Below are 26,427 nucleotides of genomic sequence, written 5' to 3'. Positions count from 1 at the left end.
TTCGACGCCGGACGCCCCGGGTTCCTTGCGGGAATCCCGGCCGGGGTCCCCCGGGGCCGCCCTTACCATGGCCCCATGCCCGACCGCATCACGCGCGACGACGTCGCCCACGTCGCCCGGCTGGCCCGGCTGCGCCTCGACGACGAGGAGCTCGACCGGTTCACCGGGCAGCTGGCCGCCGTGCTCGAGCACGCCAGGGACGTCGAGGCGCTGGACGTGGCCGACGTGCCGCCCACGGCCCATCCCTACCCGCTGCGCAACGTCCTCCGCGAGGACGAGCCCCGCCCCGGCGTCGACCGCGACGAGGTGCTGGCCATGGCGCCGCTGGCCGAGGGCGGGCGCTTCGCCGTCCCGCCGGTCCTCGGGGAGGCGCCGTGACCGCGCTGGGCATCGCGGCCGCCGTCCGGGCCGGCGAGCGGTCGGCGGTCGACGTGCTCGACGAGCACCTGGCCGCCGTGGACGCCCGCGAGGCGGAGCTGCACTGCTTCGTGACCCGCACCGACGACGCCGCCCGCGCCGCGGCCGAGGCCGTCGACCGCCGGGTCGCGGCGGGGGAGGACCCCGGCCCGCTCGCCGGCGTGCCGGTCGTGCTCAAGGACAACCTCTGCACGAGGGGGATCCCCACCACCTGCTCCAGCCGCATCCTCGAAGGGTGGCGGCCACCGTACGACGCGACCGTGGTGGCGCGCCTCGCCGCCGCCGGCGCGGTCGTGATCGGCAAGACCAACCTCGACGAGTTCGCCATGGGCTCGTCCACCGAGAACTCGGCGTTCGGGCCGACCCGCAACCCCCACGACCCGAGCCGGGTGCCGGGCGGGTCGAGCGGGGGCAGCGCGGCGGCCGTCGCCGCCGGCTTCGCCCCCCTCGGGCTGGGCTCGGACACCGGCGGGTCGATCCGCCAGCCCGCCGCGCTGTGCGGGGTGGTCGGCATGAAGCCGACCTACGGCCGCGTCTCCCGCTACGGGCTGGTGGCGTTCGCCTCCTCCCTCGACCAGATCGGGCCGCTCACTGCGACCGTCGCCGACGCCGCCCTCCTGCTCGAGGTCGTGGCCGGCCACGACCCGCTCGACTCGACGTCGATCCCGATGCCGGCGCCCGACGTCCGCTCCCGCCTCGGCGAGGGCGTCGAGGGGCTGCGGGTGGGCGTCGTCGCCGAGCTGATGGGCGTGGGCGTGGCCCCCGACGTGGCCGCCCGCGTCCGCCAGGCGGCCGACGCGCTCGTCGCCGCCGGCGCCAAGGTGGACGAGGCGACCGTCCCCGCCGCCGTCTACGGCCTGTCCGCCTACTACCTGATCGCCCCGGCCGAGGCGTCGAGCAACCTCGCCCGCTACGACGGCGTGCGCTACGGGCTGCGGGTCGAGGCCCCGACCACCGGCGAGATGAACACCGAGACCCGCACGGCCGGGTTCGGGGCCGAGGTGAAGCGGCGGATCATGCTCGGCACCTACGCCCTGTCGGCCGGCTACTACGACGCCTACTACGGCAAGGCCCAGCGGGTGCGGACCCTGATCCTGCGGGACTTCGAGGCGGCGTACGCGTCGTTCGACCTGCTGCTGGCGCCCACGTCGCCGACCACCGCCTTCCCGCTCGGCGCGAAGACCGCCGACCCGCTCGCCATGTACATGAACGACGTCTGCACGATCCCGTCGAACCTGTCCGGCCACCCGGCCATCTCGGTGCCGTTCGGCACCGGCGACGACGGCCTGCCGGTCGGCGTGCAGGTCCTCGCCCCCGCCCTCGGCGAGGTCGACCTGTTCCGGGCGGCGGCCGTGCTCGAGGAGGCCGCACCGTGACCGCCACCGCCACGACCTGGGAGACCGTGATCGGCCTCGAGGTCCACTGCGAGCTCGCCACGGCCACGAAGCTGTTCTGCTCCTGCGCCAACGCGTTCGGCGCCGAGCCCAACACCAACGTCTGCCCGGTGTGCCTCGGGCTGCCTGGGTCGCTCCCGGTGCTGAACCGCCGGGCCGTCGAGCTCGCCATGCGGCTCGGGCGGGCGCTGCACTGCACGGTGCTGCCCTCGGTGTTCCACCGGAAGAACTACTTCTATCCGGACATGCCGAAGGACTACCAGATCAGCCAGTACGACGCCCCGGTGAACGTCGACGGCTGGCTGGAGCTGCCCGACGGCACGAGGGTCGGCATCGAGCGGGCCCACCTCGAGGAGGACACCGGCAAGTCGACCCACGTCGGCGGGGGCGGGCGCATCCACGAGGCGTCGTCCACCCTCGTCGACTACAACCGGGCCGGCGTCCCGCTCGTCGAGATCGTGAGCCGCCCCGACCTCCGCTCGGCCGAGCAGGCCAGGGCGTACGTGAACGAGCTGCGGGCCATCCTCGTCGCCACCGGCGCCTCCGACGCGCGGATGGAGGAGGGGTCGCTCCGGGTCGACGCCAACGTGTCGGTGCGCCCGCTCGGGTCCGACGCGTTCGGCACCCGCTGCGAGATCAAGAACCTGAACTCGGTGCGCTCGCTCGGCCGGGCCATCGAGTTCGAGGCCGCCCGCCAGGTCGCCCTCGTCGAGGAGGGCGGCCGGGTCGTCCAGGAGACGCGGCACTGGGACGAGGCCGACGGCCGCACGCACACCCTGCGGTCGAAGGAGGAGGCCTACGACTACCGGTACTTCCAGGAGCCGGACCTCGTGCCGCTCGCGCCCGAGGAGGCGTGGGTGGCGGCCGTCGACGCCGCCCTGCCCGCGCTGCCGGCCGAGCGCCGGGCCCGGCTCGCCGCGGCCGCCGGGGTCGACGCGAGGAGCCCGTCGGTGGCCGTGATCGTCGGCCGCGACCTGGACGGCCTCGCGCTCGGGGCGATCGGGGCCGGGGCCGACCCGGCCAGGGTGCTCACCCGCGTCGAGCACGACCTGGCCGTCGCCGGCGCTGCGGCCGTGGCGCCGGCCGACCTGGCCGCCGTCGTCGACATGGAGGCCGCCGGCCGGCTGACCGCCACCCAGGCCAAGGCCGTGCTGGCCGACCTCGTCGCCGGGGCCGGGTCGCCCGAAGAGATCGTCGCCCGCCGGGGGTTCGTGGCCATGGGCGAGGACGACCTCGCCGCCGCCGTGGACGCCGCCGTGGCCGCCGACCCGGCCGCCTGGGCCCGGTACGCGGCCGGCAACGACAAGGCCGCCGGGGCGATCGTCGGCGCGGTCATGAAGGCGACGAAGGGCAAGGCCAACGGGCAGGCCGTGACCGCCCTCCTTCAGGCGAGGAGGGACGCCGCCGGGTGAGGTGATCGGGACCGCCGCCGATAGCGTCGGCCCCTCATGCGCTTCCCCACCCCCCTCCGCGTCCTGCTGGCGCTCGTGCTCGCCGTGGCCCTGCTCGGGGCCTGCGGGGGCGACGACGACGACGGCGGCGAGGTCGCCGCGTCCTCGTCCACCACGGCGGCGGCGGACGAGACGACCACGTCCGAGACCACGGGCTCCACCGAGGACACGACCGAGGACACGACGGACACCTCGACCGACGACTCGACGGACACCTCGACCGACCCGACCTTCACCGGCGACGCCGACAGCGAGTGGTGCGGCCGGTACCAGGAGCTCCAGGACCTGCCCGACCCGTTCGGGGCCGAGGCCACCTCGCCCGAGGAGGCCCAGGCCACCTTCGACGAGGCCGAGGGCCTGGTCGCCGGGCTCGTCTCGTCGGCGCCCGACGAGATCGCCGAGGCCACCCAGATCGTCGCCACCGCCCTCTCGGACCTCGGGGACGTGCTGGCCCGCTACGACTGGGACTTCACCCGCTTCAGCGAGGAGGGCACCGAGGAGGAGTTCGCCCTCTTCGAGGACCCCGCGCTCGAGGACGCCGGCACCCAGGTCGAGGCCTACGCCAGCCAGGTGTGCGGCATCGAGGACGAGTAGCGACGGGGCCGATCCGCCCGTTCCGGAACGCTTGAGTTCCGGAACGGGGCAGTCTTACAATTTCGGCCATGGGACGAGGAACGGTTCACCGGCGGCGGTGGGGGACGCTCGTCGTCCTCTGCCTGAGCCTCCTCATCATCGGGCTCGACAACACGATCCTGAACGTCGCCCTCCCGACCCTCCAGCGGGACCTCGACGCCAGCACCAGCCAGCTCCAGTGGATCGTCGACAGCTACGTGCTCGTGTTCGCGGGGCTGCTGCTCACGGCCGGCGCCATCGGCGACCGCTTCGGGCGGAAGGGCGCGCTGAACCTCGGGCTCGTCGTGTTCGCGGTCGCGTCGGTCCTGTCGGCCTACGCCGACTCGGCCGGGATGCTGATCGCCACGCGGGCCCTCATGGGGGTGGGCGGCGCGTTCATCATGCCGACCACCCTGTCGATCCTCACGAACGTCTTCACCGACCCCCGCGAGCGGGCGCGTGCCATCGCCGCCTGGTCCGGGGTGGCCGGGCTCGGCATCGCGCTCGGGCCGGTCACCGGCGGCTGGCTGCTCGAGCACTTCTGGTGGGGCTCGGTCTTCCTGGTGAACGTCGTCGTCGTGGTCGTCGCCCTGGCGGCCGGGGCCGTGCTCGTGCCCACCTCCCGCGACGACGAGACGCCCCCGCTCGACCTCGTCGGCGCCGCCCTGTCGGTGGCCGGGCTGACCGCCCTCGTGTGGGCGATCATCGAGGCCCCGATCTCGGGCTGGGGGTCGGGCCCGATCGTCGCCGGGTTCGCGGCGGCGGCCGTGCTGCTCGGCGCCTTCCTCGTGTGGGAGCGCCGGGTCGCGCACCCCATGCTCCCGCTCACGTTCTTCTCGAACCCCCGCTTCAGCGCGGCGAGCGTGGCCGTCACCCTCGTGTTCTTCGGGCTGTTCGGCTCGCTGTTCCTGCTGACCCAGTACCTCCAGTCGGTCCTCGGCTACACCGCGCTCGAGGCCGGCGTGCGGCTGCTGCCCCTCGCCCTCGTGCTGTCGGTCGCAGCCGGCGCCTCGGCCCGGCTGGTCGAGCGGATCGGCACCAAGCGGGTGGTCGCGCTCGGGCTGGTGCTCGTGGCCAGCGGCCTCGTGCTGGCCTCCACGGCGTCGGCCGAGTCCGGCTACGGCCTCGTCGTGTCGGCCATGATGATCATGGCCATGGGCATGGGGCTGACGATGGCGCCGTCGACCGAGTCGATCATGGGGTCGCTGCCGCTCGGCAAGGCCGGGGTCGGGTCGGCCGTCAACGACACCACCCGCCAGGTGGGCGGCGCGCTCGGGGTCGCCGTGCTCGGCAGCATCGTCTCCTCGGGCTACCGCCCCGACGTCACCGACCGCCTCGCCGGCAGCCTCCCGCCCGAGGCGCTCGAGGTCGTCACCGACTCGGTGGGCGGCGCGGTCGGCGTGGCCGCCCGGGTGGGCGGCCCGGCCGGCGACGTGGTCGCGGCCGTCGCCCGCACGGCGTTCGCGGACGCCATGGGCGCGGCGCTGCTCGTCGGGGCCGCAGTCGCCTTCCTCGGGGCCGTCGTCGCCCTCCTGTGGCTCCCCGCCAGGGCCGTCGAGCCCGGGTCCGCCGCCGGTGCCCACCCGGGGGCGGCGTCGTCGGCGCGGCCGGCGGCGGCGTGACGGACCTCGCCGCCGCCTTCCCCGGTCGAGCCCCGCGCCGGGCCGGGCGCCCTCGCGACGCCCGGGCCCGGCACGTCATCCTCCAGGCGACGAGGACCGTCCTCGCGTCGTCCGGCTTCGCCGGGCTGACCGTCGACGCCGTGGCCACCACGGCGGGCGTCGGCAAGGCGACCATCTACCGGCGGTGGCCGTCCCGCGAGCGGCTGGTGCTCGACGCCGTGCGGGAGGTGACGGCGCCGATCACCGTGCCCGACACCGGCGCGCTGCGCAGCGACCTCGTCGCCTTCGCCGAGGCCATGTCCGGCGACCTGACGACCGGGGTGGCCCAGGTGCTGCCCGGGCTGGCCGCGGCCGCCGCCCACAGCCCGGCGCTGCGGGAGGAGCTGGTGGCCTTCGCCGCCGAGCGGCGGGCGCACGTGCGGTCGGCGCTCGGCCGGGCCGCCGCCAGGGGCGAGCTCCGGCCCGGCACCGACCTCGACGTCGCCGTCGAGCAGCTCGTCGGGCCGGTCGTGTACCGGATGGTGGTGACCGGGTCGGTGCCGACGGGCGCCGAGGTCGGCGCCATGATCGACCAGCTGCTCGCGGGCATCGGTCCGCGCTAATTCGGCGCGCCCGCGCCGCCCGTCCGGTAGAACCGGCGGCGTGGACCGCCAGCTCCGGCCCGTCACCGCCGACGAGGCCGACGACTTCTTCCTCGCCGAGGGCGTCGCCTTCGGCTCCGTGCCCGACGCCGACGCGCTCGCCCGGTACGGCGCGCTGTTCGAGCCCGACCGGTCGATCGCCGTGTTCGAGGCCGGCCAGATCGTGGGCACCGCCGGCGCCTACACCTTCGAGCTGACCGTCCCCGGCGCCCGCACCGTGCCGGCCTGCGGCGTGAGCTGGGTGGCGGTGGTGCCCACCCACCGCCGCCAGGGGATCCTCACGCAGATGATGGCCCACCAGCTGGCCGACGTGGCCGAGCGGGGCGAGCCGGTGGCCATCCTCACCGCTTCGGAGGGCACCATCTACCGCCGCTTCGGCTACGGCGTGGCCAGCGCGGCGGCCATCGTCGAGGTCGACAAGACCCGGTCGGCGTTCCGCCGGCCGCCGGCCGTCGGCGGGCGGGTGCGCCTCGTCGGCCGGGAGGAGGCGGCCAAGCTGGTCCCCGCGCTCTACGACGCGTTCCGCCGGCGGCGCCACGGGTCGGTCACCCGCAGCGACCGCTACTGGGAGCTGTGGCTGAAGGACCCGGAGGCGTACCGGGGCGGCGCGAGCGGCCGGTTCGTCGCCGTCCACGAGTCCGACGACGGGGTGGCCGACGGCTTCGTGTCGTACCGGTTCAAGGAGGACTGGGACGAGGTCGCCAACCGCAGCCAGGTCCGCCCGGTCGGCGTGTACGCGCTCGACCCCGAGGTCGACGCCGCCCTCTGGCGCTTCCTGCTCGACGTCGACCTCGCCAACGTCGTGCGGTCCCACGCCCGGCCCCTCGACGACCCGATCGCCTGGCGCCTGGCCGACCACCGGGCCTGGCGGGTGACGGGGATCGTCGACTGGCTGTGGGCCTGCCTCGTGGACGTGCCGGCCGCGCTGGCGGCCCGCCGCTACGGCACGCACGGGTCGCTCGTGCTCGAGGTGGTCGACCCGTTCCGGCCCGAGGCCGGCGGCCGCTTCCGCCTCGACGGCGGCCCCGACGGCGCCGAGTGCGCCCGCACCGACGCCGACCCCGACCTCGTGCTGGCGGCCGGCGACCTCGGCAGCGCCTACCTCGGCGGCGCCCGCTTCGCCGTGCTCCGCCGGGCCGGCCTGGTCGAGGAGCGGTCCCCGGGCGCGGTCGCCACCGCGGACGCGCTCTTCGCCACCGACCCCCTGCCCTTCTGCGACACGGGGTTCTGAAAGGGAAACAATTCCTTGCTCCCCGCGTGAGCGCCCGACTACGGTCCGGCGCTTCGGTTCCTGGGGGGGAGTCCACACATGTCGAAAGCCTTCGGGCGCGCGCGCGTCGCCGTCCTCGTCGTCGCGGCCACGTTGGCGGCGGCGGTGGCCGTGCTCGTGCCGCAGGTGCCGGCACAGGCCGCCGAACGCGTCATCGGTGCGCAGCTGTACGCCACCGGCGACATGGTCGAGGTCGAGGTCCTGCCGGCATCGGCCGGGCTGACCTCGCAGCTGTGGCTCCTCGAGCCCCAGGAGGTCTTCATCTCGACGAACCGGGACGTCGGGAGGACCGTGACCCTCGGCCCGTTCACGTCCGGCGACGAGCTGGTCTTCGGGATCAGGGTCGAGGGCCACGAGTACCGCATGGGGCCGGCCGACCGGAACCCCGACGGGCTCGCCCACGCCGCCGTCGAGATCCTCGGCGAGGGCCTGGCCCGCGTCGGGTTCGAGGACCTGTTCGGCGGCGGCGACCGCGACTACGACGACAACGTCTTCGAGTTCAGGGGCGGCATCGCGCCCGAGCCGCCGCCCCCGCCGCCCGAGGAGCCCCCGCCGCCCACCGTCGGCCGCAACCCGGTGGCCAGGGCCGGCGCCGACCAGGCGGTGCCCGAGGGCAGCGCCGTCACCCTCGACGGCAGCGGGTCGATCGACCCGAGCCCGGCCGTGCTGGAGCCGACCGAGGCGACGGCCAACCTGCCCGGCGGCACCGCGCTGTCGGCCGGCATCAACGGCCTGGCGTCGGGCGACGACGGGCCGGTCATCGCCGCCCAGGCGGCCATCGGGGAGGGCCCGCCGGCCGCCGACACGGCCATCGTCTACGTGGTCGACGTCTCGGGCAGCGCCGACTTCACCGGCGGCTGCGGCGGCGACCAGAACGGCGACCGGCTCTCGAACCGGATCATCGACTGCGAGATCGCGGCCGCCCTCGAGCTCCACCAGGACGTCGTGGCCGCCGGCACCGTGGCCCAGGTCGGCCTGGTGTCGTTCTCGTCGGGCGCCTCGGCCCGCGACCTGAACCCGACGTCGGCCACCTCGGTGCTGATCGCGCCGGGCGCCGACGCCGACGCCGACGGCGTGCCCGACCTCACCGAGGGCCTGCGAGCCCTGCGGGCCGGCGGCGGGACCAACTTCTCGGCGGCGGCGAGGGCGGCGTGCGACACCCTGGCCGGCAGCATCGCCGACAACCGCCTGGCCGTGTTCCTGTCCGACGGCGAGGCCACCGAGGGCGCGGCCGTCACGACCGTCCTGCCCTGCACCAACCCGACCACGTTCCACGCCTTCGCCATCGGCGCCGGCTCGTCGTGCACCGGCGGGCGGGTCGGCTCCAAGCTGGCCGACATCGCCGCCCGCACCGGCGGCACGTGCACGAACGTGCCCGACGTCGGCAACCTGCCGGACATCCTCCAGGCGGTCATCGGCAGCCGTCTCACCGGGGCGACGCTCACCGTCGACGGGGGCGACCCGCTCGACCTCGCGCCCCACATGACGCCGCCGCCGCCCTTCGAGGGCCCGGCCGGCGCCGACCTCCGCATCCCGCTGCCCGACCTGCCCCCGGGCGACCACGAGCTGTGCCTCACCGTCACCGGCGAGGACGCAGGCGGCGAGGGCTCGGTCACGACGTGCGCCGTCCTCGGCGCCGGCAGCGCCCCGCTGGCCTACCGGTGGACCTTGGTCGACGGCGACGGCCCGCCGATCACCCTGTCGTCGACCACGAGCGCGCGGCCGTCGTTCCTCGCGTCCGACGACGGCGTCTACACCTTCGAGGTGACCGTCACCAACGGCTTCGGCCTGACCGACAGCGACCGCGTCGTCGTGACGGTCGAGAACGTCGACCCCGCCGTGCAGGCCGAGGCCAGCAGCGGCTACGCCGGCGGCGTCACCGTCGTGAACGCCTCGTTCACCGACGCCGGCTGGCTCGACACCCACGCCGCCACCATCGACTGGGGCGACGGCACGGCGGCCGAGGACGTCCCGGTCACCGCCGACGGCTCGGGCTGGGGCGGCTTCTTCGGCTCCCACGTGTTCGACGAGCACGGCACGTTCACGGTCACCGTGACCCTGGCCGACGACGACGGCGGCGAGGCCACCACGACCGTCGCCCAGCTGGCCGTGCAGGAGCCCGTCGCCGTGTGGGCCAACAGCCGCACCGCGCCCCGCACCTTCGAGTGGTCGGGCGCGAGCGGGACCATCGAGGGCGCCGTGCACTCCAACCGCGACCTGCGGGTGCTCGGCTCCACCAAGACCGTCAGGGGCACGACCACCTACGTGGGCACGGCCTCGATCGAGGACCGCCACATCTTCGTGCCGCGCGCCGTCCGCGGGCCGGCCGGCGACCTGCCGTTCCGGTTCGACGTGGCCGACTACGCCCCCGGCGGGCCGGTGGCCGGCGAGGTGGGCGCCGCCTACCACGACATGTCGTCGCGCTGCGCCGGCGGGCTGTGGCACGTGGTCGACCAGGTCCTCGCGGCCGGCGTCTACTACGTCCCCTGCGCCGTGAAGGTCAACGGGTCGGCCGTCGGCGGGCGCATCACGCTCGCCGCCACCGGCGCCATCACCGTCGACGGCTCCCGGCCGGCGTTCGACCCGTACCACGACGGGCTGCTGTTCCTGTCCGGCGCCACCGGCGACCGGGCCATCGACGTCGCCGCCTCCACCTCCCGGTTCCTCGGCGTGCTGTTCGCCGAGCGCGGCGAGATCGAGGTGTCGGGCAGCTCCAACCGCTTCTACTGCGGCATCGTCGGCGACCGCGTCGACCTGACCGGCGGCGACGTCACCATCAGGGGCGCGGCCTGCGGCCGGCCCGACAGCGTCGTCGCCGGCCCGCTGCTCGTCCCCGAGCTCGGCCTCGGCCTCGAGGCCGACGCCGACGACGTCTTCGCCGGCGACCCGATCGGCTACCGCCTGACGGCGACGAACGACGGCGCCCTGCTCGTCGTGCCCGGCCTGTTCGGCGCCGAGGACGTGGACACGGCGGCGGCCACGATCGACTCGTTCTCGCTGGCCGTCGAGCGCCGCTCGGCCACCGACGGCACGTGGCAGCACCTGTCGGGGACGGCCGACGGGCTCGACCTGAGCACCCGCCCGAACGCGGCGACCGGCGTCGCCTACGCCGCCTCCGGCGACCGGGTGGTCGGCACCGTCGTCCAGCCCGGCGGCCTCGCCACGTGGGGCTACCAGGCCCTCGTCGCGCTGACCCCCGAGCAGGTCGACCTCCTGCTCGACCCGGCCCGCACCGACGGCATCCGCACCCACGTCGAGCTCGGCTGGACGGCGCCCGGCACCCAGCTGCGGACCCTGTACCGCTACAGCGCCGACTTCGTCGACGCGCTCCGCGCCCTGTCCGGCGACGTCGACGACGTCACGGTCACGATGACCACCCCGACCGGCGACCCGGCCGTGCTCGACCTCGGCACGCTGGCGCCCGGCGCCTCGGCCACCGAGGACCGCGCCTACGAGGTGCCGACCCTGGCCCCGAAGGGCGACGGCGAGACCGACGACGCCTACGTCGCCCGCCTCCTCGCCGCCGACGACGCGGCCCTGTTCGCCACCGCCGTGGCCAGGGCGACGGGCGGGGTCGGCCTGCTGATCTCGCCGCAGGTCGCCGACCGCTCCACCCGCCACGTCCCCGCCGTGCGGGTCACGGCCACCGGCCCGGCCGCGGCCGGGCCCGGCGACCACCTCACGTGGGACCTCCGCCTGGCCAACCAGGGCTCGACCCCCGCCGAGCAGCTGGCCTTCACCGACCGGGTGGACGGCACGACCCTCCCGGTGGCCGGCGTGCCCGGCGCGCTGGCCCCGGCCCAGGTCTCCGACCACACCGCCACCTACGACGTGCCCGCCTCGTCCACCGGTGGGACCCTCCACAACCGGGCCGAGGCGACGTGGCGGGACGGCGCCGGCAACGCCTACGGCCCGTCCGGCGCGACGGCCGAGACCGTCGTGTCGACCCCGCCCGGCCTCGCCGCCAGCCTGCGCGACGTCCTGCGGACCGACGGCGACGGCAACGGCCTCGTCACGCCGGGCGACACCATCCGCTACGAGGCGACCGTCACCAACCGGGGCGGCAGCCCGCTCACCGGCGTCGTCCTGACCGCGCCGGTCGACCGCAACACCGCGCTCGTCCCCGGCTCGGTCACGACCTCGACCGGCTCGGTGCGCACCGGCACCGGCGACGAGGTCGTCGTCGACGTCGGCACCGTCGGCGCCGGCGCGGCCGCCACGCTGGCGTGGGACGTCGTGATCGACGACCCGCTGCCCGACGGGGTCGCCGTCCTGTCCGTCCAGGGCTCGGTCACCAGCACCGAGCTCGACGCCGTCCGCACCGACGACCCGGGCGTCGCCGGCAGCGCCGACCCCACGACCACCCGCGTGGTCGTGCCCCGGCCGGCGCTCAGCGGCACGCTCTCGGCGTCGCTCGTCCGCGACGTCGGCGGCGACGGCATGCCCTCGCCGGGCGACACCCTCCGCTACACCGCGGCCGTGTCGAACCTCGGCACCGTCGGCGCCACCGCCGTCGACCTGGCCGTGCCCCTCGACCCCGCGTCGACCCTCGTCATCGGGTCGGTCACGACCACCCGAGGGTCGGTCGTGCAGGGCGGCGCCCTCGGCGACGAGGTCGTCGAGGTGGCGGCGGGCACGCTCGTGGCCGACAGCTCGTTCACGGTCACGTTCGAGGCGAAGGTGGCCGACCCGCTCCCGGCCGGCGTCACCAGCCTGGCCGCCCAGGGCCGCATCACGTCCGCCGAGCTCCAGCCCATCCTGACCGACGACCCGCACACGAACGAGGAGGCCGACGTCACCGTCGTCGCCCTCCGCGTCCCCGGCGGGGGCAGCGGTGGCGGCGGCGGGAACGGCCTGCCGGCCCCGACCGTCGGCGGCCTCGAGCCGCCGGCCGGCACCATCCTCTCGGCCCCGACCCCGGTGGCCGCCACCCTGACCCCGCCGGCCGGCGCCACCGTCGTCTCGTGGACCGTCGGCGTCCGGCGCACCGGCACCGACGACGTGCGCGAGCTGGCCTCGGGCACCGGCCCCGACGTGGCCGCCACCGTCGACCCGACGGTGCTGGCCAACGGCGGCTGGGAGCTCGTCGTCGAGTCGGCCTCGTCCAACGGCGGCATCTCCGTCACCGTCTCGCCGTTCGTGGTCGACGGCCAGCTCAAGCTCGGCCGCTACACGACCACGTTCGAGGACATGGCCGTCGCCATCGCCGGCCTGCCCCTCCGGGTGCTGCGCACCTACGACTCCTTCGACACCGCCGTCGGCGACTTCGGCGCCGGCTGGACCCTGTCGGTCGCCTCGTTCCGGGTGGCGACCAACGGCCCGCTCGGGCAGGGCGGGTGGTCGATGCGCCAGTGCGGCGGCGGGCTCATCTTCGTCCCGCTGTGCTTCAGCAGCGACCGGCCCCACTACGTGAGCGTCACCTGGCCCGACGGCCGCAACGAGGTCTTCGACCTCACGCCGGCCAGGGGCTCGACGTTCCTCGCCGGCCTCACCCAGGCGGAGTTCACCGGCCGCCCGGGCACGACGTCGACCCTGGAGGCGGCCGACGGCTCGCTGTGGTTCAGCGGCGACGGCAACCTCTACGGCGGCTTCTTCGGCACCGACGGCCTGTACGACCCGACCCGGTTCGTGCTCACCGACCGCTTCGGCACCGAGTACCTGCTCGACATGGGCGACGGCCTGCTGCGGGCCCTCGACCGGGCCGGCACGACGACGACGTTCACCGACGCCGGCATCGTGTCGTCCGCGGGGCCGTCGGTCCGCTTCATCCGCGACGCCCAGGGCCGCATCACGACCGTCGAGGGGCCCGACGGCAGCACCGTCGGCTACACCTACGACGCGGCCGGCGACCTCGTGCGGGTCGTCGACCAGAACGGCGACCCGGCCACCTTCGGGTACGCGCCGGGCCACCTGCTGACGAGCATCGACGCCGGCGGGCGGCCCTACCGCACGCTCGAGTACGACGACGACGGCCGGCTCGCCGCCGTCGTGGACGGGGAGGGCAACCGCACCGCCGTCGCCGTCGACGTCGCCGGCCGCCAGGAGGTCGTCACCGACGCCGAGTCCCGGCTCACGACGATCACCACCTTCGACGACCGCGGCAACCCGGTCCGCCAGGAGCAGGCCCACGACGGCGTGGTCGACACCACGACCTGGACCTGGGACGACGAGGACCGGGTGACATCGCGCACCGACCCCGCCGGCCACACGTCGCGGGGCACCTACGACGGCAGCGGGAACCTGACGAGCGTCAGCGACGCCGAGGGTCGCACGACGAGGATCACCTACTCCGCCTTCGGCGAGATCCTCACCTGGACCGACCCGGCCGGCAACGTCACCCGCTACCGCTGGAACGACGACGGCACCCTGGCGTCGATCACCGACGCCGACGGCCACGCCGAGACGTACGGCTACGACGACCGCGGCAACCGGACGAGCGCCACCGACCGGACCGGCCGGACGACGACGTGGACCTTCGACGCCGCCGGCCGCGTGCTCTCCGAGCGCGACCCGCTCGGCGGCACGACCCGCTACACCTACGACCCGCTCGGCCGGGTCCTCACCGAGACCGACCCGACCGGCGGCGTCACGTCGAGCACGTGGGACGAGGCCGGCAACCTGCTCTCCGTCACCGACGCGCTGGGCCACGGCGTCGCGTTCACGTACGACCAGTTCGGCCGGCTCCTCGAGCAGACCGACCAGGCCGGGCACGCCTCGAAGTTCGGCTACGACGGCGCCGGCCGCCTCGTGCGGTACACCGACCCGCTCGCCGAGGTGACGACCTACGCCTACGACGGCAACGGCAACCTCGTCGGCGCCACGGCCGCCGACGGCCGGGAGACGACCTACGCCTACGACGGCGCCGGCCGGCTGGTGTCGATGACCGACGCCGTCGGCCGCACCACCACCTGGACCTACGACGCCGCCGGGCGCCAGGCCTCGTCCACGGACGCGGGCGGCGGGGTGTCGTCGTGGGAGTACGACGCCGCGGGGCTGCTCCTCGCGGCCACCGACCCGCTGGGCCGCACGACGGCCTACGGCTACGACCGGCGCGGGCTCGTCACCTCGGTGACCGACCCGGGCGGCGCCACGACCGGCTACGCCCACGACCCGGCCGGGCGGGTCACGGCGCTCACCGCCGCCGACGGCAGCGTCACGCGGTCGGCGTACGACGCCGCCGGGCGCCTGGTCGAGACCGTCGCGGCCGACGGCGGGTCGACGACGCGGGCCTACGACGCCGCCGGCCGGCTCTCCACGGTCACCGACCCGCTCGGCCACACGACCACCTACCGCTACGACGCGGCCGGGCGGATCGTCGGCGTGGCCGACGGGCTCGGCCAGGAGCGGACCCAGGCCTACGACGCGGCCGGGCGGGTCACGTCGGCGACGTCGGCGGCCGGGGTCACCACCACCTACGCCTACGACCCCCGGAACCTGCTCACCGCCGTCACCGACGAGCTCGGGAACCGCTCGGCGACGTCCTACGACGCCGCCGGCCGGACCGTGACCGTCACCGACGCCCGCGGCCAGGACACCGACTACGCCTACGACCCCGTCGGCCGGATCGCCTCGGTCACCGACCCGCTCGGCCACGCCGTGCGCTTCGGCTACGACCTGGCCGGCCAGCGGACCCGCCTGACCGACGCCAACGGCCAGTCCTGGACGACCACGTACGGCCCGCTCGGCGCGCCCGTCGAGGAGCGCGACCCGGTGGGCCGGACGCGGCGCTGGAGCCACGACCTCGCCGGCCGGCTGGCCACGGCCACCGACGGGCGGGGGATCACGACCACGTTCACCTACGACGCCGCCGGCAACCCGATCGGCGAGTCGTCGCCGTTCGGCTCGGTCACGGCGACCTATGACGAGCTCGGCCGGCGCACGTCGATGACCGACGGCACCGGCACGACGACGTTCGGGTACGACGAGGTCGGGCGCGTCACCGAGGTGGCCGCCCCCGGCGGCACCGTCGCCTACGGCTACGACGCCGCCGGCCGGCGCGAGTGGATGCGCCAGCCGTCCGGCACCGTGAACTACGGCTACGACGCCGCCGACCGGGTCCGCACGGTCGCCGCCTGGAACGGGGCGACCTCCTCCTACACCTACGACGGCGACGGGCGGGTCCTCACCGAGAGCCACTCCAACGGGGTGGCGACCTCCCGGTCCTACGACGTGGCCGGCCGGCTCACCAGGGTCGAGCACCGGCGGGGGACGACCGTCCTCGACTTCTTCCAGTACACCCTCGACGCCGAGGGCAACCGGACGGCGGTCACCTCGAGCGCCGGCACCGAGAGCTACACGATCGACGCCGCCGACCGGCTGACGGCCGTCACGTTCCCCGGCGGGACCACCGCCACCTACGGCTACGACGCCGCCGGGAACCGGACGAGGTCGACCCTGACCGGCACGCCGACCGTGACCTACGGCTACGACGCCGCGTCCCAGCTCGTCGACGTGGCCGGGACGGCCAGGACCTACGACGGGGCCGGCAACCTCACGTCCGACGGGTCGAGCACCTACACGTGGGACTGGCGGGGCGACCTCACCCGCGTCGCCGCGCCGACGGGCACCACCACCTACGCCAGCGACGGCGACGGGGTGCGGGTGGCCGACGGCGGCGACGCGCTGGTGTGGGACCGCCTGGCCGACACCCCGGCGCTGCTGTCCGAGGGGTCGGCGGCCTTCGTCCACGGGCCGTCCGGCCCGGTGGCGGCGGTCACCGGCTCCCAGACGGCGACCCTGCTGACCGACGCCGTCGGCTCGGTCAGGGCCGTCACCGACGGCAGCGGCGCCGTCGCCGGGCGGCGGTCGTACTCGCCGTTCGGCTCGGTCCGCACGTCGACGGGGACGGCGCCGGCCCTCGGCTTCGCCGGCGGGCTCCAGGAGGGCGGTCGCGTCCACCTCGGCGCCCGCGACCTGGAGACGGGCACGGGCCGGTTCCTCTCGGTCGACCCGGTGCGGCCCGGCGCCCCCGGCGTGGCCGGCTACAACCCGTACGGCTACGTCGCCGGCAACCCGACGACGTGGACCGACCCGAGCGGCATGTTCGTCGCCGAGTACTCGCTGGTGACGCAGAACACGACGGTGCGGACGGCGCCGGCGGCCGCCTACACCGGCTACCGGGTCCGGGCGCTGCTGCTCGCGGTCGCGGCCGCGCTGGCCATCCTCTGCGCCGTCTACTGCCCGGCGCCCGCACCGCCCGACACCGACCCGGACGCCCCGCCGGCGCCCGAGCCGGAGCCGGCACCGGCGCCGGCGCCCGCACCCGCGCCCGGTCCAGGACCGAGACCGGGGCCGAACCCCGGCCCAGGGCCCAACCCCGGCCCCGGCCCCGGGCCCGCGCCCGGTCCCGGCCCGGCGCCGAACCCCAACCCCGGCCCCGGTCCCGGCCCCGCGCCCGACCCGGTCGTCCCGCCCATCCCGCCGCCGCCCGACGGCAACGACGACTGCCCCGAGCCGGCGCCGGACGACAGCGACGGCGGTGGAGGCGGCGTCACGCCGACGACGCTGTACGCCGGCGGCAACGCGACCCGCCCGAGGCCGCCGCGCCCGGGCACGGACGTGAAGCCCGACCAGGACGGGCAGATCTGCCCCGGCCAGAAGAACGAGGAGACCGGCCAGCACTACGGCGCCTCCACGTTCGCCAAGTTCGAGGACCTGGCCGTGTTCTGGAAGAACTCCCACGCGTGGTGGCTGCCCGGCGGGTCGCGGGTGCCCCCCGGGCTCGCCGTCGTCGCGGACGGCGCCGACTACGGTGGCCCTGCGCCGCTCAGCCACCACACGATCTACACGACCAGGCGGATGTCGATCGAGGAGTTCTCGTCGCTCTACGCCGGCCTCGGCTGGCTCTACTACGGCAAGACGCCCAAGTGAGCAGGTGACCGACGACGTCCAGGACCAGCCCGAGGTGGCGGCGCTCATCGCCGCCACCCGGGCCTGGTACGACGCCACCGGGCCCGTGGTCGGCGACGCCAGGGCGACCACGTGGCTGCGGGCGATGCTCCGCGGCCACTCGGTCGCCGCGCTGGTGCTGCTCGCCGCCCGTTCACCGAGGCAGAAGGCCGACCTGCTCCCCGAGATCGTGCTCGACCTCGACGGGCCGCTCACGGCCGCCGTCCTCGCCGCCGACGTGATCCGCACGTTCCCCCGTAGGGAGCTGGCGATCCGCCTGCCGTCGGCCGTCGAGGAGGTCATCGACGGGTTCGCCTACGAGGGGTATCAGCACCTGGCGAACCTGCTCGTCGAGCTCGGCGACCTCGCGACCCTCGAGGTCGTCCTGGCCGCCGCAGCCTCGCACGACGACCCCGACGTGCAGGAGCTGGGCGCCGACCTGGTCGGCGCCCACCTCGACCCCGCCAGGTGGGGGCTGGCGGCGAGCGAGCGGGGCGGGCCGCCCCGACCGGTGCGCTACACGGTCCGGCTCACCTTCGACGACGGGGCCGTCGAGCACACCGTGGTCACCCCGCTCGGGCCGCAGACCGCCGTCGCCACGGCGGCCCGGCGCGAGGGCGGACGCGACGGCGAGCTCGTCGCCGCCCACGTGGTCCGCGCCGACCCGGTCGCGTAGTCAGGCGGCCCGGACGGCGCCGGGCACCGACCACGCCGGGGTGGCGAAGCGGGCGCCGAGCACGGCCAGGCGGGCCAGCATGAGCAGCCCGAGCGCGGCCCACAGCCAGCCGATGCCGGCGCCGGCCGTGGCGACGGCGAGCGCGGCCGGGACGAAGAGGGCGGCGGCGCCGAGCATGGCGACGGCGAGGAAGCGGAGGTCGCCGGCGCCGATGAGGATGCCGTCGAGCACGAACACCACCCCGTTGACCGGCTGCATGGCCGCCACCCACCACAGCAGGAACCCGGCCAGGGCGGTGACGGCCGGGTCGTCGGTGAACACGCCGGGCAGCAGCGGGCGGAGGGCGACGACGGCGGCGCCGAGCACCACCCCCGACATCACCCCCCACTCGATCATCCGCCGGCCGGCGGCCCTCGCCTCGGCGACGGCGCCGGCGCCGAGCAGCCGCCCGGTGATGGCCTGGCCGGCGATGGCGACGGCGTCGAGGACCAGGGCGAGCAGGTTCCACAGCTCGAAGGCGATGGCGTGGGCCGCCACGTCGGTGGGCCCGAGGCGGGTGGCGACCGCGGTCGCCACCGTGAGGGAGGCCCGCAGCGCGGCGGTGCGGACGAGGAGCGCCCCGCCCACGGCGGCCAGGCGGGCGATGGCCCGCCCGTCGGGGCGGAGGCCCACGTCGAGGCGCCGGACGGCGGCGGCGATGCGCACCACGTAGACGGCCGCCGCGCCCCACTGGGCCACGACCGTGGCCAGCGCCGACGCCCCGATGCCGTAGCCGAGCCCGTAGATCAGCACCAGCTCGAGGACGAGGTTCCCGGCCGCCGACGCCGCGGCCACGGCGAGCGGGGTGCGGGTGTCCTGGAGGCCGCGCAGGTAGCCGACGCCGGCCAGGGTCAGCAGGAGGGCGGGCACGCCGGGGAGGCTGACCCGCAGGTAGAGCAGGGCGTGGCCGCGGACGGCGCCGTCGGCGCCCAGCGCGTCGACCAGGGCGGGCGCGGCGACGAAGCCGGCCGCCGCCAGCACGGCCCCGATGCCGGCCGCCAGCCACAGCGACTGCACGGCCTGGCCGGCGGCGGCCCGCTCGTCGCCGGCCCCGAGCAGGCGGGAGACGGCCGCCGTCGTCCCGTAGGCCAGGAAGATGAACACCGCGTAGCCGGTGAGGATGACGCTGGTGGCGACGGCCAGGCCGCCGAGCTCCGGCGTGCCGAGGTGGCCGACGACGGCCGTGTCGGCCAGCACGTAGAGCGGCTCGGCCACGAGCGCGCCGAGCGCGGGCACGCCGAGGCGGAGGATCTCCCGGTCGTGGGGCGAGCGGCGGAGGATGGCCGGAGGCTAGGGGGCGGCCGGCGCCGGCTCGGACGCCGCCCGCTCCTCGGCCTCCCGCTCGGCCGCCTCCATGGCCTCGTCGGTGACGAACGGCTTCAGGAAGAGCAGCAGGGCGCACCCCCCGCCGGCGATCACGAACGTGGCCCGCAGGCCGACGAGCTCGCCGAGGAGGCCGCCGAGGAAGGCGCCGACCGGCATCGTCCCCCAGGCCAGCAGCCGGTAGCCGGCGTTCACCCGGCCGAGGAGGTGGTCGGGGGCGACCCGCTGGCGCAGCGACACGGTCACCACGTTCCACATCACGACCCCGAAGCCCATCAGCACGCCGCCGAGCAGGACGAGGGGCACGTTGGCCGTCGCCGTCAGGGCGAGGGTCGGCCCGCTCAGCACGATCGTGAGCATGAGGAGCCGGTGGCGGCCCATGGCCCGCTCCAGGCGGGCCGTGCACAGCGAGCCGAGCAGGCTGCCGGCGGCCGTGGCCGTGAGGATCACGCCGAAGCCCAGCTCGGACAGGCCCATCGGCCCCGGCTCGATGGCGAACAGCGGGAAGACCGAGAACGTGGCCGTGCTGGCCAGGTTCATGACCCCGACCATGATGGCGAGGGTCCGCAGCAGGCGGTGGCCGAACAGGTAGCGCAGCCCCTCGGCGATGTCGGTGCGCAGGGTGGTGCGCGGGCCGGTCCGCACTGGCTTGAACGAGCCGGAGACGAGGGCGAGCGCGACGGCGGCGAGCAGGTAGGCCGACGCGCTGGTGGCGAAGGCGAGGGCGACCGCGGCCGCGGCCAGCACGCCGCCGAGGGGCGGGCCGACGAACTGGTTCATGGTCAGCTCGACGGCGTAGAGCCGGCCGTTCGCCCTGCTCAGCTGGTCGCGGTCGACGACGCTCGGCATGACCGACTGGGCGGCCGTGTCGAACAGGGTCTCGCCCACCCCGAGGGCGAGGGCGACGGCGTAGAGGGCCCACAGGTGCTCGGCGCCGGCGGCCGTGAGCGCGGCGAGCCCGCCGATCAGCACGACGCGGACGAGGTCGACGTTGAACATCGTCCGCCGCCGGTCGAGGCGGTCGGCCAGGGCGCCGGCCTGGAGGGCGAACAGCAGCCAGGGCAGCCGGTTGGCGAAGGCCACGCCGGCGATGAGCGCCGGCGAGTGGGTGAGGCGGACGGCGAGCAGGGGGAGGGCGACCTGGAAGACCCCGTCCGCGAGGTTCGACAGTGCCGACGCCGTCCAGAACCGGCGATAGTCGGGGCCGAGCGAGGTCACGGCGGCCAGTCTGGGTGAGTGATTGGGAGTTGTCAATCACTTACACTGGCGACCGATGTCACTCCCCCTGCCGGTCGGGCCGCCGGGCCGCACCCCGGCCACCACCGCGGAGCTGCGGGCCATGGCCCATCCGCTGCGGCTCCGCATCCTGCGCCTCTGCCAGGACGAGTCGCTCACGAACAAGGAGCTGGCCGAGCGGCTCGGGCGGGACCCGGCGACCGTCCTCCACCACGTGCGCACGCTCGTCGACACCGGCTTCCTGCGGGTCGAGGCGGTGCGGACCGGCGCCAGGGGGGCACGGGAGAAGCCCTACCGGTCGACGGGGAAGTCCTGGCGGCTGTCGGTCGAGCACTTCCCGCCCGACGAGTCCTTCGCCGGCGAGCTGGCCATGATCGACGCCTACCGGGAGGAGGTGTTCCAGGCCGGCCCCGGCGCGTCGAGGGGCCTGACCCGGTTGGGCCTCCGCCTGAACGCCGAGCACCTGGCCGAGCTGCGCGAGCGGGTGTTCGACGTCGTGCACGAGTTCGCCGAGCGGCCGCCCGACCCGGACGGCGAGCCCCTCGGCCTGCTGCTCGGCGTCCACCGCCGGCCCTAGCCTGCGGGCGATGGGAGCGCGCCGGGTCAAGATCCGCAGTGGCGAGGTGACCGACGGGTTCGAGCGGGCCCCGGCCAGGGCGATGCTGCGGGCCGTCGGCATGGGCGACGACGACTGGGAGCGCGCCCAGGTCGGCGTGTGCTCGTCGTGGAACGAGCTGACCCCGTGCAACCTGCCCCTCGCCCGTCTCGCCGGGCGGGCCAAGGAGGGGGTGCGGGCGGCCGGCGGCTACCCGCTCGAGTTCACGACGATCGCCATCAGCGACGGCATCTCGATGGGCCACGAGGGCATGCGGGCGTCGCTCGTCAGCCGGGAGGTCATCGCCGACTCGGTCGAGACCGTCGCCCACGCCGAGCGCCTCGACGGGCTGGTCACCTTCGCCGGCTGCGACAAGTCGCTCCCCGGGATGATGATGGCCGGCGCCCGCCTCGACCTGCCCTCGGTGTTCGTCTACGGCGGGTCGATCCTCCCCGGCCACCTCGACGGGCGGGCGCTCGACATCGTCAGCGTGTTCGAGGCCGTCGGCGCGTACGCGGCCGGCACCATCGACCGCGAGGAGCTCGACGCCATCGAGCGCAACGCCTGCCCCACCGAGGGCTCCTGCGCCGGCATGTTCACGGCCAACACGATGGCGTCGGTGGCCGAGGCCATCGGCCTCGCCCTCCCGGGCAGCGCCAGCCCGCCGGCCGTCGACCCCCGCAGGGAGGAGGTGGCGAGGGCGAGCGGCGAGGCCGTCGTCCACCTCCTCGAGGAGGGCATCACCCCCCGGCGCATCCTGACGAGGGAGGCCTTCGAGAACGCCATCGCCGTCACGATGGCGGTGGGCGGGTCGACCAACGCCGTGCTCCACCTGCTGGCCCTGGCCGCCGAGGCCAGGGTCGACCTCGAGCTCGAGGACTTCAACCGGGTCGGCCGCCGGGTCCCGCACATCTGCGACACCAAGCCCCACGGCAAGTACCACATGAGCGACCTCGACGAGGTGGGCGGCGTGCCGGTCGTGATGCGGGAGCTGCTCGACGCCGGCCTGCTCCACGGCGACTGCCTGACCGTCACCGGCCGCACCGTGGCCGAGAACCTCGCCGCCCTCGACCCGCCGGCCCCCGACGGCCGGGTGGTGCGGGAGCTGGCCGACGCCATCCACCCGATCGGCGGCATCGCCGTGCTCACCGGGTCCCTGGCCCCGAACGGCGCGGTCGTGAAGGTGGCCGGCATCGACGTCAGCCGCTTCGACGGCCGGGCCCGGGTGTTCGACGGCGAGGACGGCGCCATGGCCGCCATCCTCGGCGGCGAGATCCGGCCCGGCGACGTGGTCGTCATCCGCCACGAGGGGCCGAAGGGCGGCCCCGGGATGCGGGAGATGCTGGCCGTGACCGGGGCGATGAAGGGCGCCGGCCGGGGCGCGGACGCCGCCCTCGTCACCGACGGCCGCTTCTCGGGCGGCACCCACGGGTTCTGCATCGGCCACGTGGCCCCCGAGGCCGTCGACGGCGGGCCGATCGCGTTCGTGCGCGACGGCGACCGGATCGTGATCGACGTCGACGCCAGGACCATCGACGTGCTGGTCGACCCGGCCGAGCTGGCGCGGCGCCGCGAGGGGTGGGCGCCGCCGCCGCCCCGCTACACGAGCGGGGTGCTGGCCAAGTACGCCCGGCTGGCCGCCGGCGCCGACCGGGGGGCGGTCACGCTGGCGTGACGGCGGCGGGCGGCCGTGGGTCCGCCGCCACGAGCGGCGTCAGACCTTGGTGAGCCAGTCGGCGTAGGCCGGCTCCCGGCCCCGCACGGCGTCGGAGAACCGCTGCTGGATGGCCGCCGTCACCGGCCCCATCGTCCCGTCGCCGATCACCCGGTCCTCGATCTTCGGCAGGGGCAGCAGCTCGGAGGCGGTGCCGGTGGTGAACACCTCGTCGGCGCCGAGCAGGTCGTCGACGACCAGGTCCCGCTCGACGGCCTCGTGGCCGAGGTCCCGGGCCAGGGTCAGCACCGTGTCCCTCGTGATGCCGGGCAGGATCGACCGGGACGACGGCGGGGTGGCCACCGCGCCGTCCTTCACGACGAACACGTTCTCGCCGGTCGCCTCGCACACGGCGCCGTCCTCGTCCACGAAGATCGCCTGCCCGAACCCGCTGCGCTGGGCCTCCGAGAAGGCGGTCACGTTCAGCAGGTAGTGGCCACAGGCCTTGAACTTGTAGAGGTCGGCCAGCGCCTTCGGCCGGGGCCACGGGGCGATCTTGGCCGACGACCCCCGCTCCCGGTTGCGGTCCGAGTACCCCGTCCACGGGAAGGCGATCATCGCCACGTGGACGCTGTTCAGCCAGTGGCTGAAGATGATGTTCGGCTCGCCCACGTAGACGAGCGGCCGCACGTAGGCGTCGTCCAGCTCGTTGGCCCGCAGCACGGCCTGGGCCGCCTCGACCAGCGCGTCGGCGTCGTAGGCGACCGGGATCGAGATGCCCTCGGCCGAGCGCACGACCCGCTCCATGTGCTCGAGCGCCCGGAACAGCATCACGTCGCCGCTGTCCTGGCGGTAGGAGCGCAGGCCGTCGAACACGCCGAAGCCGTAGTGCATGGTGTGGGTCAGCAGGCTGACCCGGCTGCGGTCCATCGACCCCAGCTCGCCGTCCACCCAGACGATGTCGACCGGCTCGATCACCTCAGCCTCCCGCCGGCTCGGTCCGAAGGGTCATCTCCACGCCGTCGCCCACGTCGATCGTGTAGGACAGCGCGCCCTGCGCCGCCCGCACGTGGGCCACGTAGGCCTGCATCTGGGCGATGGTCGCCTCGGGCTGGAGGATGTTGTCGGCCACGACCACGCCACCGGTGCGCACCTTCGGCCACACCAGGTCGAACTCCCGGACGTACACGTCCTTCCAGTGGTCGATGAGCACGAGGTCGACGCCCGGCTCGAGGTCGGCGCACAGCTCGTGGGCGTCGCCCACGAGGAGCTCGACGTGGTCGAGCAGGCCGGCCGCCTCGAGGTGGCGGCGCTGCTCCTTGGACTTCTCCGGGTCGAGCTCGACCGAGGTGACGAGCCCGCCGGTGGCGGCGGCCGCCTCGGCCAGCCACACGGTCGAGTAGCCCGTCGACCCGCCGATCTCCAGGATGCGGCGGGCGCCGAGGAGGCGGGCCGTCAGGTTCAGGAGGCGGCCGACGTCGGGGCCGACGTCGAGCATCAGGCGGGGCGCGGCGGCGCGCGTGGCGCCCGCCCCCTGGGCGTTCAGCGCGTCGAGCTCGGGGCGCTCCCGCCGGGAGCGCTCCTCGAGCCCGGCGAGCACCTCCAGCACCGTCGGTGCGATGGTCACGTGGTCATCCCCTCCTGCACACATGGGTCCGCTAGGTTGCCGGCGGGCATGAGGATCTGCGTCGTCCACACCCGCCTGGGTGAGGACCTCCGCGCCGAGCTGGCGAGGAGGTGCCCCGGTGACGAGGTCGTCGCCGTCGGGTCGGGCGACGACCCGCCCGATCCCGACGCCGTCGAGGTCGTGGTGGCCAACACGTTCCGGCCCGGGCTCCCGGCCCGCTGCCCGCGCCTGCGCCTGCTCCAGCTGACGAGCGCCGGCACCGACCAGCTGGACGGGGAGGTCGTGCCCCCCGGCCTGGCCGTCGCCCACGCCGGCACGGTGCCGGCCAGGGCGGTGGCCGAGTTCGCGTGGATGGGCGTGCTCGCCCTGTCGAAGGACGGGCCCGGCCTGTGGCGCCGGCAGGCGGCGCGGGAGTGGCGGCTGGCCTCGGCCCGGCTGGTGGCCGGCACGACGATGGTGCTCGTCGGGCTCGGCCACGTCGGGCGGGAGGTGGCCGGGCGGGCCAGGGCCTTCGACGTGCGGGTGGTGGCCGTCACCCGCAGCGCCCGGCCGTCGCCGCTCGCCGACGAGGTCGTCGGGCCGGGCGACCTGGCCGCGGTGGCGCCGCTCGCCGACCACCTCGTGCTCGCCGCGCCGGCCACCGAGGAGACCCGCGGGCTGGTCGGCCCGGCGGTGGTCGCCGCCCTGCCGGAGGGCGCGGCCGTCGTCAACGTGGGCCGGGCGTCCCTGCTCGACACGGACGCGCTGGTCGCCGCCCTGCGGGCGGGGCGCCTGCGGGGCGCGCTGCTCGACGTGCACGACGAGGAGCCGCTGCCGGCGGACAGCCCGCTCTGGGACGTCGACGGCCTGTGGGTCACGCCCCACACCGCCTTCGCCTATCCGGGCGAGGCCGCCGACCTGGCCGCCCTGGCCGCCGAGAACGTCGCCCTGGTGCGGGCCGGGCGGCCGCCCCGCAACGCCGTCGACCGGTCATCCCCGGCCGCCGGTTGAGGAGGCGACGGGCGCGGCGGCGAGCGGGTCGGCCCGGGGCAGGGCCCGGCGCCGGGCCTGGGTGGTGGCGAGCACCACGCCGACGAGGGTGACGCCGGCCCCGAAGACCTGCCAGGCGGTCAGCGACTCGTCGAAGATCGGCACGGCCAGCACGGCGCCGAAGATCGGGACGAGGTAGAGGAACACGTTCGTCCTGGCCACGCCGACCCGGCGGAAGCAGTGGTACCAGGCGATGATGTTGAACACGAAGCCGACGACGGCGCCGTAGGCGATCCCGAGCCAGCTGGCGAGGGACGCGTCGGTCAGCACGTCGGGGTCGGCGACGAAGGCGGGCACGGCGACGGCGGCCAGCGGCACGACGCCGAACAGGCAGCTCCAGCCGGCCACGGCCGGCGGCGGCAGGCGCCGCATGGCGAACTTGCTGACGATGGCGTACACGGCGAAGCAGGCCACGCCGGCGAGCATCAGCAGCTCGCCGCGCCAGGTGTCCGAGCTCTTCGCCCCGGCCGCGGACGCCGGCAGGATCTGGAGCAGCCAGATCGTCCCGAGCCAGCTCACGACGATGCCGGCCACCTGCCGGACCGCCACCCGCTCGCGCAGGAACGCCCAGGCGAGGAGGAGGGAGGCGGCGGGGATGGTCATCTCGAGCAGCCCGGCCTCGGAGGCCGGGATGATCTCCAGGGCGGCGAAGAAGAGGATGTTGTAGACGCAGATGCCGAGCCCGCCGGTGGCCACGAGCAGGGGCAGCTCCCGCCGGGTCGGCTTCGGCCAGCGGCCGAGCAGGGGGGCGAGGATGGCGAGGGCGATGGCGTAGCGGAGGGTGTTGGCCTCGGCGGGGGAGAAGCTGTCGAGGGCGTAGCGCCCGGCGATCAGGTTGCCGGCCGCGGTGAGCGGCACGGAGACGAGGAGCAGGAGGAGGGCCGGGCCGACCCGGCCCCCGACTTCCGGCTCGTCGTCCTCACCGGCGGGGGCGCCGGGGCGATCGGACGCCC

Annotated in this window: 17 protein-coding genes; 12 read left to right on the top strand and 5 right to left on the bottom strand. The window is 75.5% G+C overall.

Going from position 1 to position 26,427, the window contains the following annotated elements; translation table 11 throughout:
- The first annotated feature begins 75 nt into the window (after positions 1 to 75).
- The 9 genes from gatC to VGB14_21165 all read left to right on the top strand — a co-directional run bounded on the left by gatC (position 76) and on the right by VGB14_21165 (position 17,971).
- The gene (gene gatC / locus VGB14_21205) at positions 76 to 378 is read left to right on the top strand and encodes an Asp-tRNA(Asn)/Glu-tRNA(Gln) amidotransferase subunit GatC (protein ID HEX9995450.1); all 303 of its coding nucleotides are present in this window, start codon (positions 76 to 78) and stop codon (positions 376 to 378) included.
- Entirely contained in the window at positions 375 to 1,793 is a 1,419-nt protein-coding gene (gene gatA, locus VGB14_21200) for an Asp-tRNA(Asn)/Glu-tRNA(Gln) amidotransferase subunit GatA (GenBank protein ID HEX9995449.1), read from the top strand. The genes gatC and gatA overlap by 4 nt, the downstream gene beginning before the upstream one ends.
- Positions 1,790 to 3,223 carry an Asp-tRNA(Asn)/Glu-tRNA(Gln) amidotransferase subunit GatB gene (gatB, locus tag VGB14_21195; GenBank protein HEX9995448.1) on the top strand — a complete coding sequence of 478 codons (1,434 nt, stop codon included), beginning with the start codon at positions 1,790 to 1,792 and terminating at the stop codon, positions 3,221 to 3,223. The genes gatA and gatB overlap by 4 nt, the downstream gene beginning before the upstream one ends.
- A 36-nt stretch (positions 3,224 to 3,259) precedes the next feature.
- A complete protein-coding gene (locus VGB14_21190) occupies positions 3,260 to 3,856 on the top strand; it encodes a hypothetical protein (GenBank protein HEX9995447.1) in 597 nt (198 codons plus the stop codon).
- A 68-nt stretch (positions 3,857 to 3,924) separates the two neighbouring features.
- Positions 3,925 to 5,496 carry an MFS transporter gene (locus VGB14_21185; protein HEX9995446.1) on the top strand — a complete coding sequence of 524 codons (1,572 nt, stop codon included), beginning with the start codon at positions 3,925 to 3,927 and terminating at the stop codon, positions 5,494 to 5,496.
- A complete protein-coding gene (locus VGB14_21180) occupies positions 5,493 to 6,098 on the top strand; it encodes a TetR/AcrR family transcriptional regulator (protein HEX9995445.1) in 606 nt (201 codons plus the stop codon). The genes VGB14_21185 and VGB14_21180 overlap by 4 nt, the downstream gene beginning before the upstream one ends.
- A gap of 40 nt (positions 6,099 to 6,138) precedes the next feature.
- Positions 6,139 to 7,368: a GNAT family N-acetyltransferase gene (locus VGB14_21175; protein HEX9995444.1), complete on the top strand. Its 1,230-nt coding sequence runs from the start codon at positions 6,139 to 6,141 to the stop codon at positions 7,366 to 7,368.
- Positions 7,369 to 7,446: 78 nt separating this feature from the next.
- On the top strand, positions 7,447 to 17,277 hold the full coding sequence (locus VGB14_21170; protein HEX9995443.1) for an RHS repeat-associated core domain-containing protein: 9,831 nt from the start codon (positions 7,447 to 7,449) through the stop codon (positions 17,275 to 17,277).
- Between the two features lie 4 nt (positions 17,278 to 17,281).
- On the top strand, positions 17,282 to 17,971 hold the full coding sequence (locus tag VGB14_21165; protein ID HEX9995442.1) for a hypothetical protein: 690 nt from the start codon (positions 17,282 to 17,284) through the stop codon (positions 17,969 to 17,971).
- On the opposite strand, the gene VGB14_21160 is transcribed toward VGB14_21165, so the two are convergent.
- Together VGB14_21160 and VGB14_21155 are read right to left on the bottom strand one after the other, a co-directional pair.
- On the bottom strand, positions 17,972 to 19,246 hold the full coding sequence (locus VGB14_21160; GenBank protein HEX9995441.1) for an MATE family efflux transporter: 1,275 nt from the start codon (positions 19,244 to 19,246) through the stop codon (positions 17,972 to 17,974).
- Between the two features lie 54 nt (positions 19,247 to 19,300).
- Positions 19,301 to 20,551 carry an MFS transporter gene (locus tag VGB14_21155; GenBank protein ID HEX9995440.1) on the bottom strand — a complete coding sequence of 417 codons (1,251 nt, stop codon included), beginning with the start codon at positions 20,549 to 20,551 and terminating at the stop codon, positions 19,301 to 19,303.
- A gap of 55 nt (positions 20,552 to 20,606) precedes the next feature.
- On the opposite strand from VGB14_21155, the gene VGB14_21150 reads away from it, so the two are divergent.
- Positions 20,607 to 21,146, top strand: a complete 540-nt coding sequence (locus VGB14_21150) for a helix-turn-helix domain-containing protein (protein HEX9995439.1) — start codon at positions 20,607 to 20,609, stop codon at positions 21,144 to 21,146.
- Positions 21,147 to 21,156: 10 nt separating this feature from the next.
- Positions 21,157 to 22,839: a dihydroxy-acid dehydratase gene (ilvD, locus tag VGB14_21145; GenBank protein ID HEX9995438.1), complete on the top strand. Its 1,683-nt coding sequence runs from the start codon at positions 21,157 to 21,159 to the stop codon at positions 22,837 to 22,839.
- 39 nt (positions 22,840 to 22,878) lie between these two features.
- Here ilvD and VGB14_21140 read toward each other — a convergent pair whose 3' ends face one another.
- Entirely contained in the window at positions 22,879 to 23,796 is a 918-nt protein-coding gene (locus VGB14_21140) for a branched-chain amino acid transaminase (GenBank protein ID HEX9995437.1), read from the bottom strand.
- A gap of 1 nt (position 23,797) precedes the next feature.
- A complete protein-coding gene (locus VGB14_21135; protein ID HEX9995436.1) occupies positions 23,798 to 24,445 on the bottom strand; it encodes a class I SAM-dependent methyltransferase in 648 nt (215 codons plus the stop codon).
- Positions 24,446 to 24,493: 48 nt separating this feature from the next.
- Here VGB14_21135 and VGB14_21130 point away from each other — a divergent pair, with 48 nt between their 5' ends.
- Positions 24,494 to 25,435 (top strand): D-2-hydroxyacid dehydrogenase, encoded by a 942-nt coding sequence (locus VGB14_21130; protein HEX9995435.1) that lies wholly within the window; start codon positions 24,494 to 24,496, stop codon positions 25,433 to 25,435.
- Here VGB14_21130 and VGB14_21125 read toward each other — a convergent pair.
- Positions 25,415 to 26,427: DMT family transporter (locus tag VGB14_21125; protein HEX9995434.1), on the bottom strand; the 1,013-nt coding region annotated here is incomplete at its 5' end. The two genes, VGB14_21130 and VGB14_21125, sit on opposite strands and share 21 nt — an antisense overlap.

This window comes from Acidimicrobiales bacterium, assembly GCA_036399815.1.
GTDB lineage: Bacteria > Actinomycetota > Acidimicrobiia > Acidimicrobiales > DASWMK01 > DASWMK01.
The sequence above is the reverse complement of the archived record's forward strand: the minus strand, read 5'-3'. Positions and strand labels throughout refer to the sequence as shown.

Excerpts from the sequence above, each read along its gene's own strand:
- VGB14_21185 (HEX9995446.1), top strand. The coding sequence starts at position 3,925 with ATGGGACGAGGAACGGTTCACCGGCGGCGGTGGGGGACGCTCGTCGTC.
- VGB14_21150 (HEX9995439.1), top strand. The coding sequence starts at position 20,607 with ATGTCACTCCCCCTGCCGGTCGGGCCGCCGGGCCGCACCCCGGCCACC.
- VGB14_21130 (HEX9995435.1), top strand. The coding sequence starts at position 24,494 with ATGAGGATCTGCGTCGTCCACACCCGCCTGGGTGAGGACCTCCGCGCC.
- VGB14_21170 (HEX9995443.1), top strand. The coding sequence starts at position 7,447 with ATGTCGAAAGCCTTCGGGCGCGCGCGCGTCGCCGTCCTCGTCGTCGCG.
- gatC (HEX9995450.1), top strand. The coding sequence starts at position 76 with ATGCCCGACCGCATCACGCGCGACGACGTCGCCCACGTCGCCCGGCTG.
- ilvD (HEX9995438.1), top strand. The coding sequence starts at position 21,157 with ATGGGAGCGCGCCGGGTCAAGATCCGCAGTGGCGAGGTGACCGACGGG.
- VGB14_21190 (HEX9995447.1), top strand. The coding sequence starts at position 3,260 with ATGCGCTTCCCCACCCCCCTCCGCGTCCTGCTGGCGCTCGTGCTCGCC.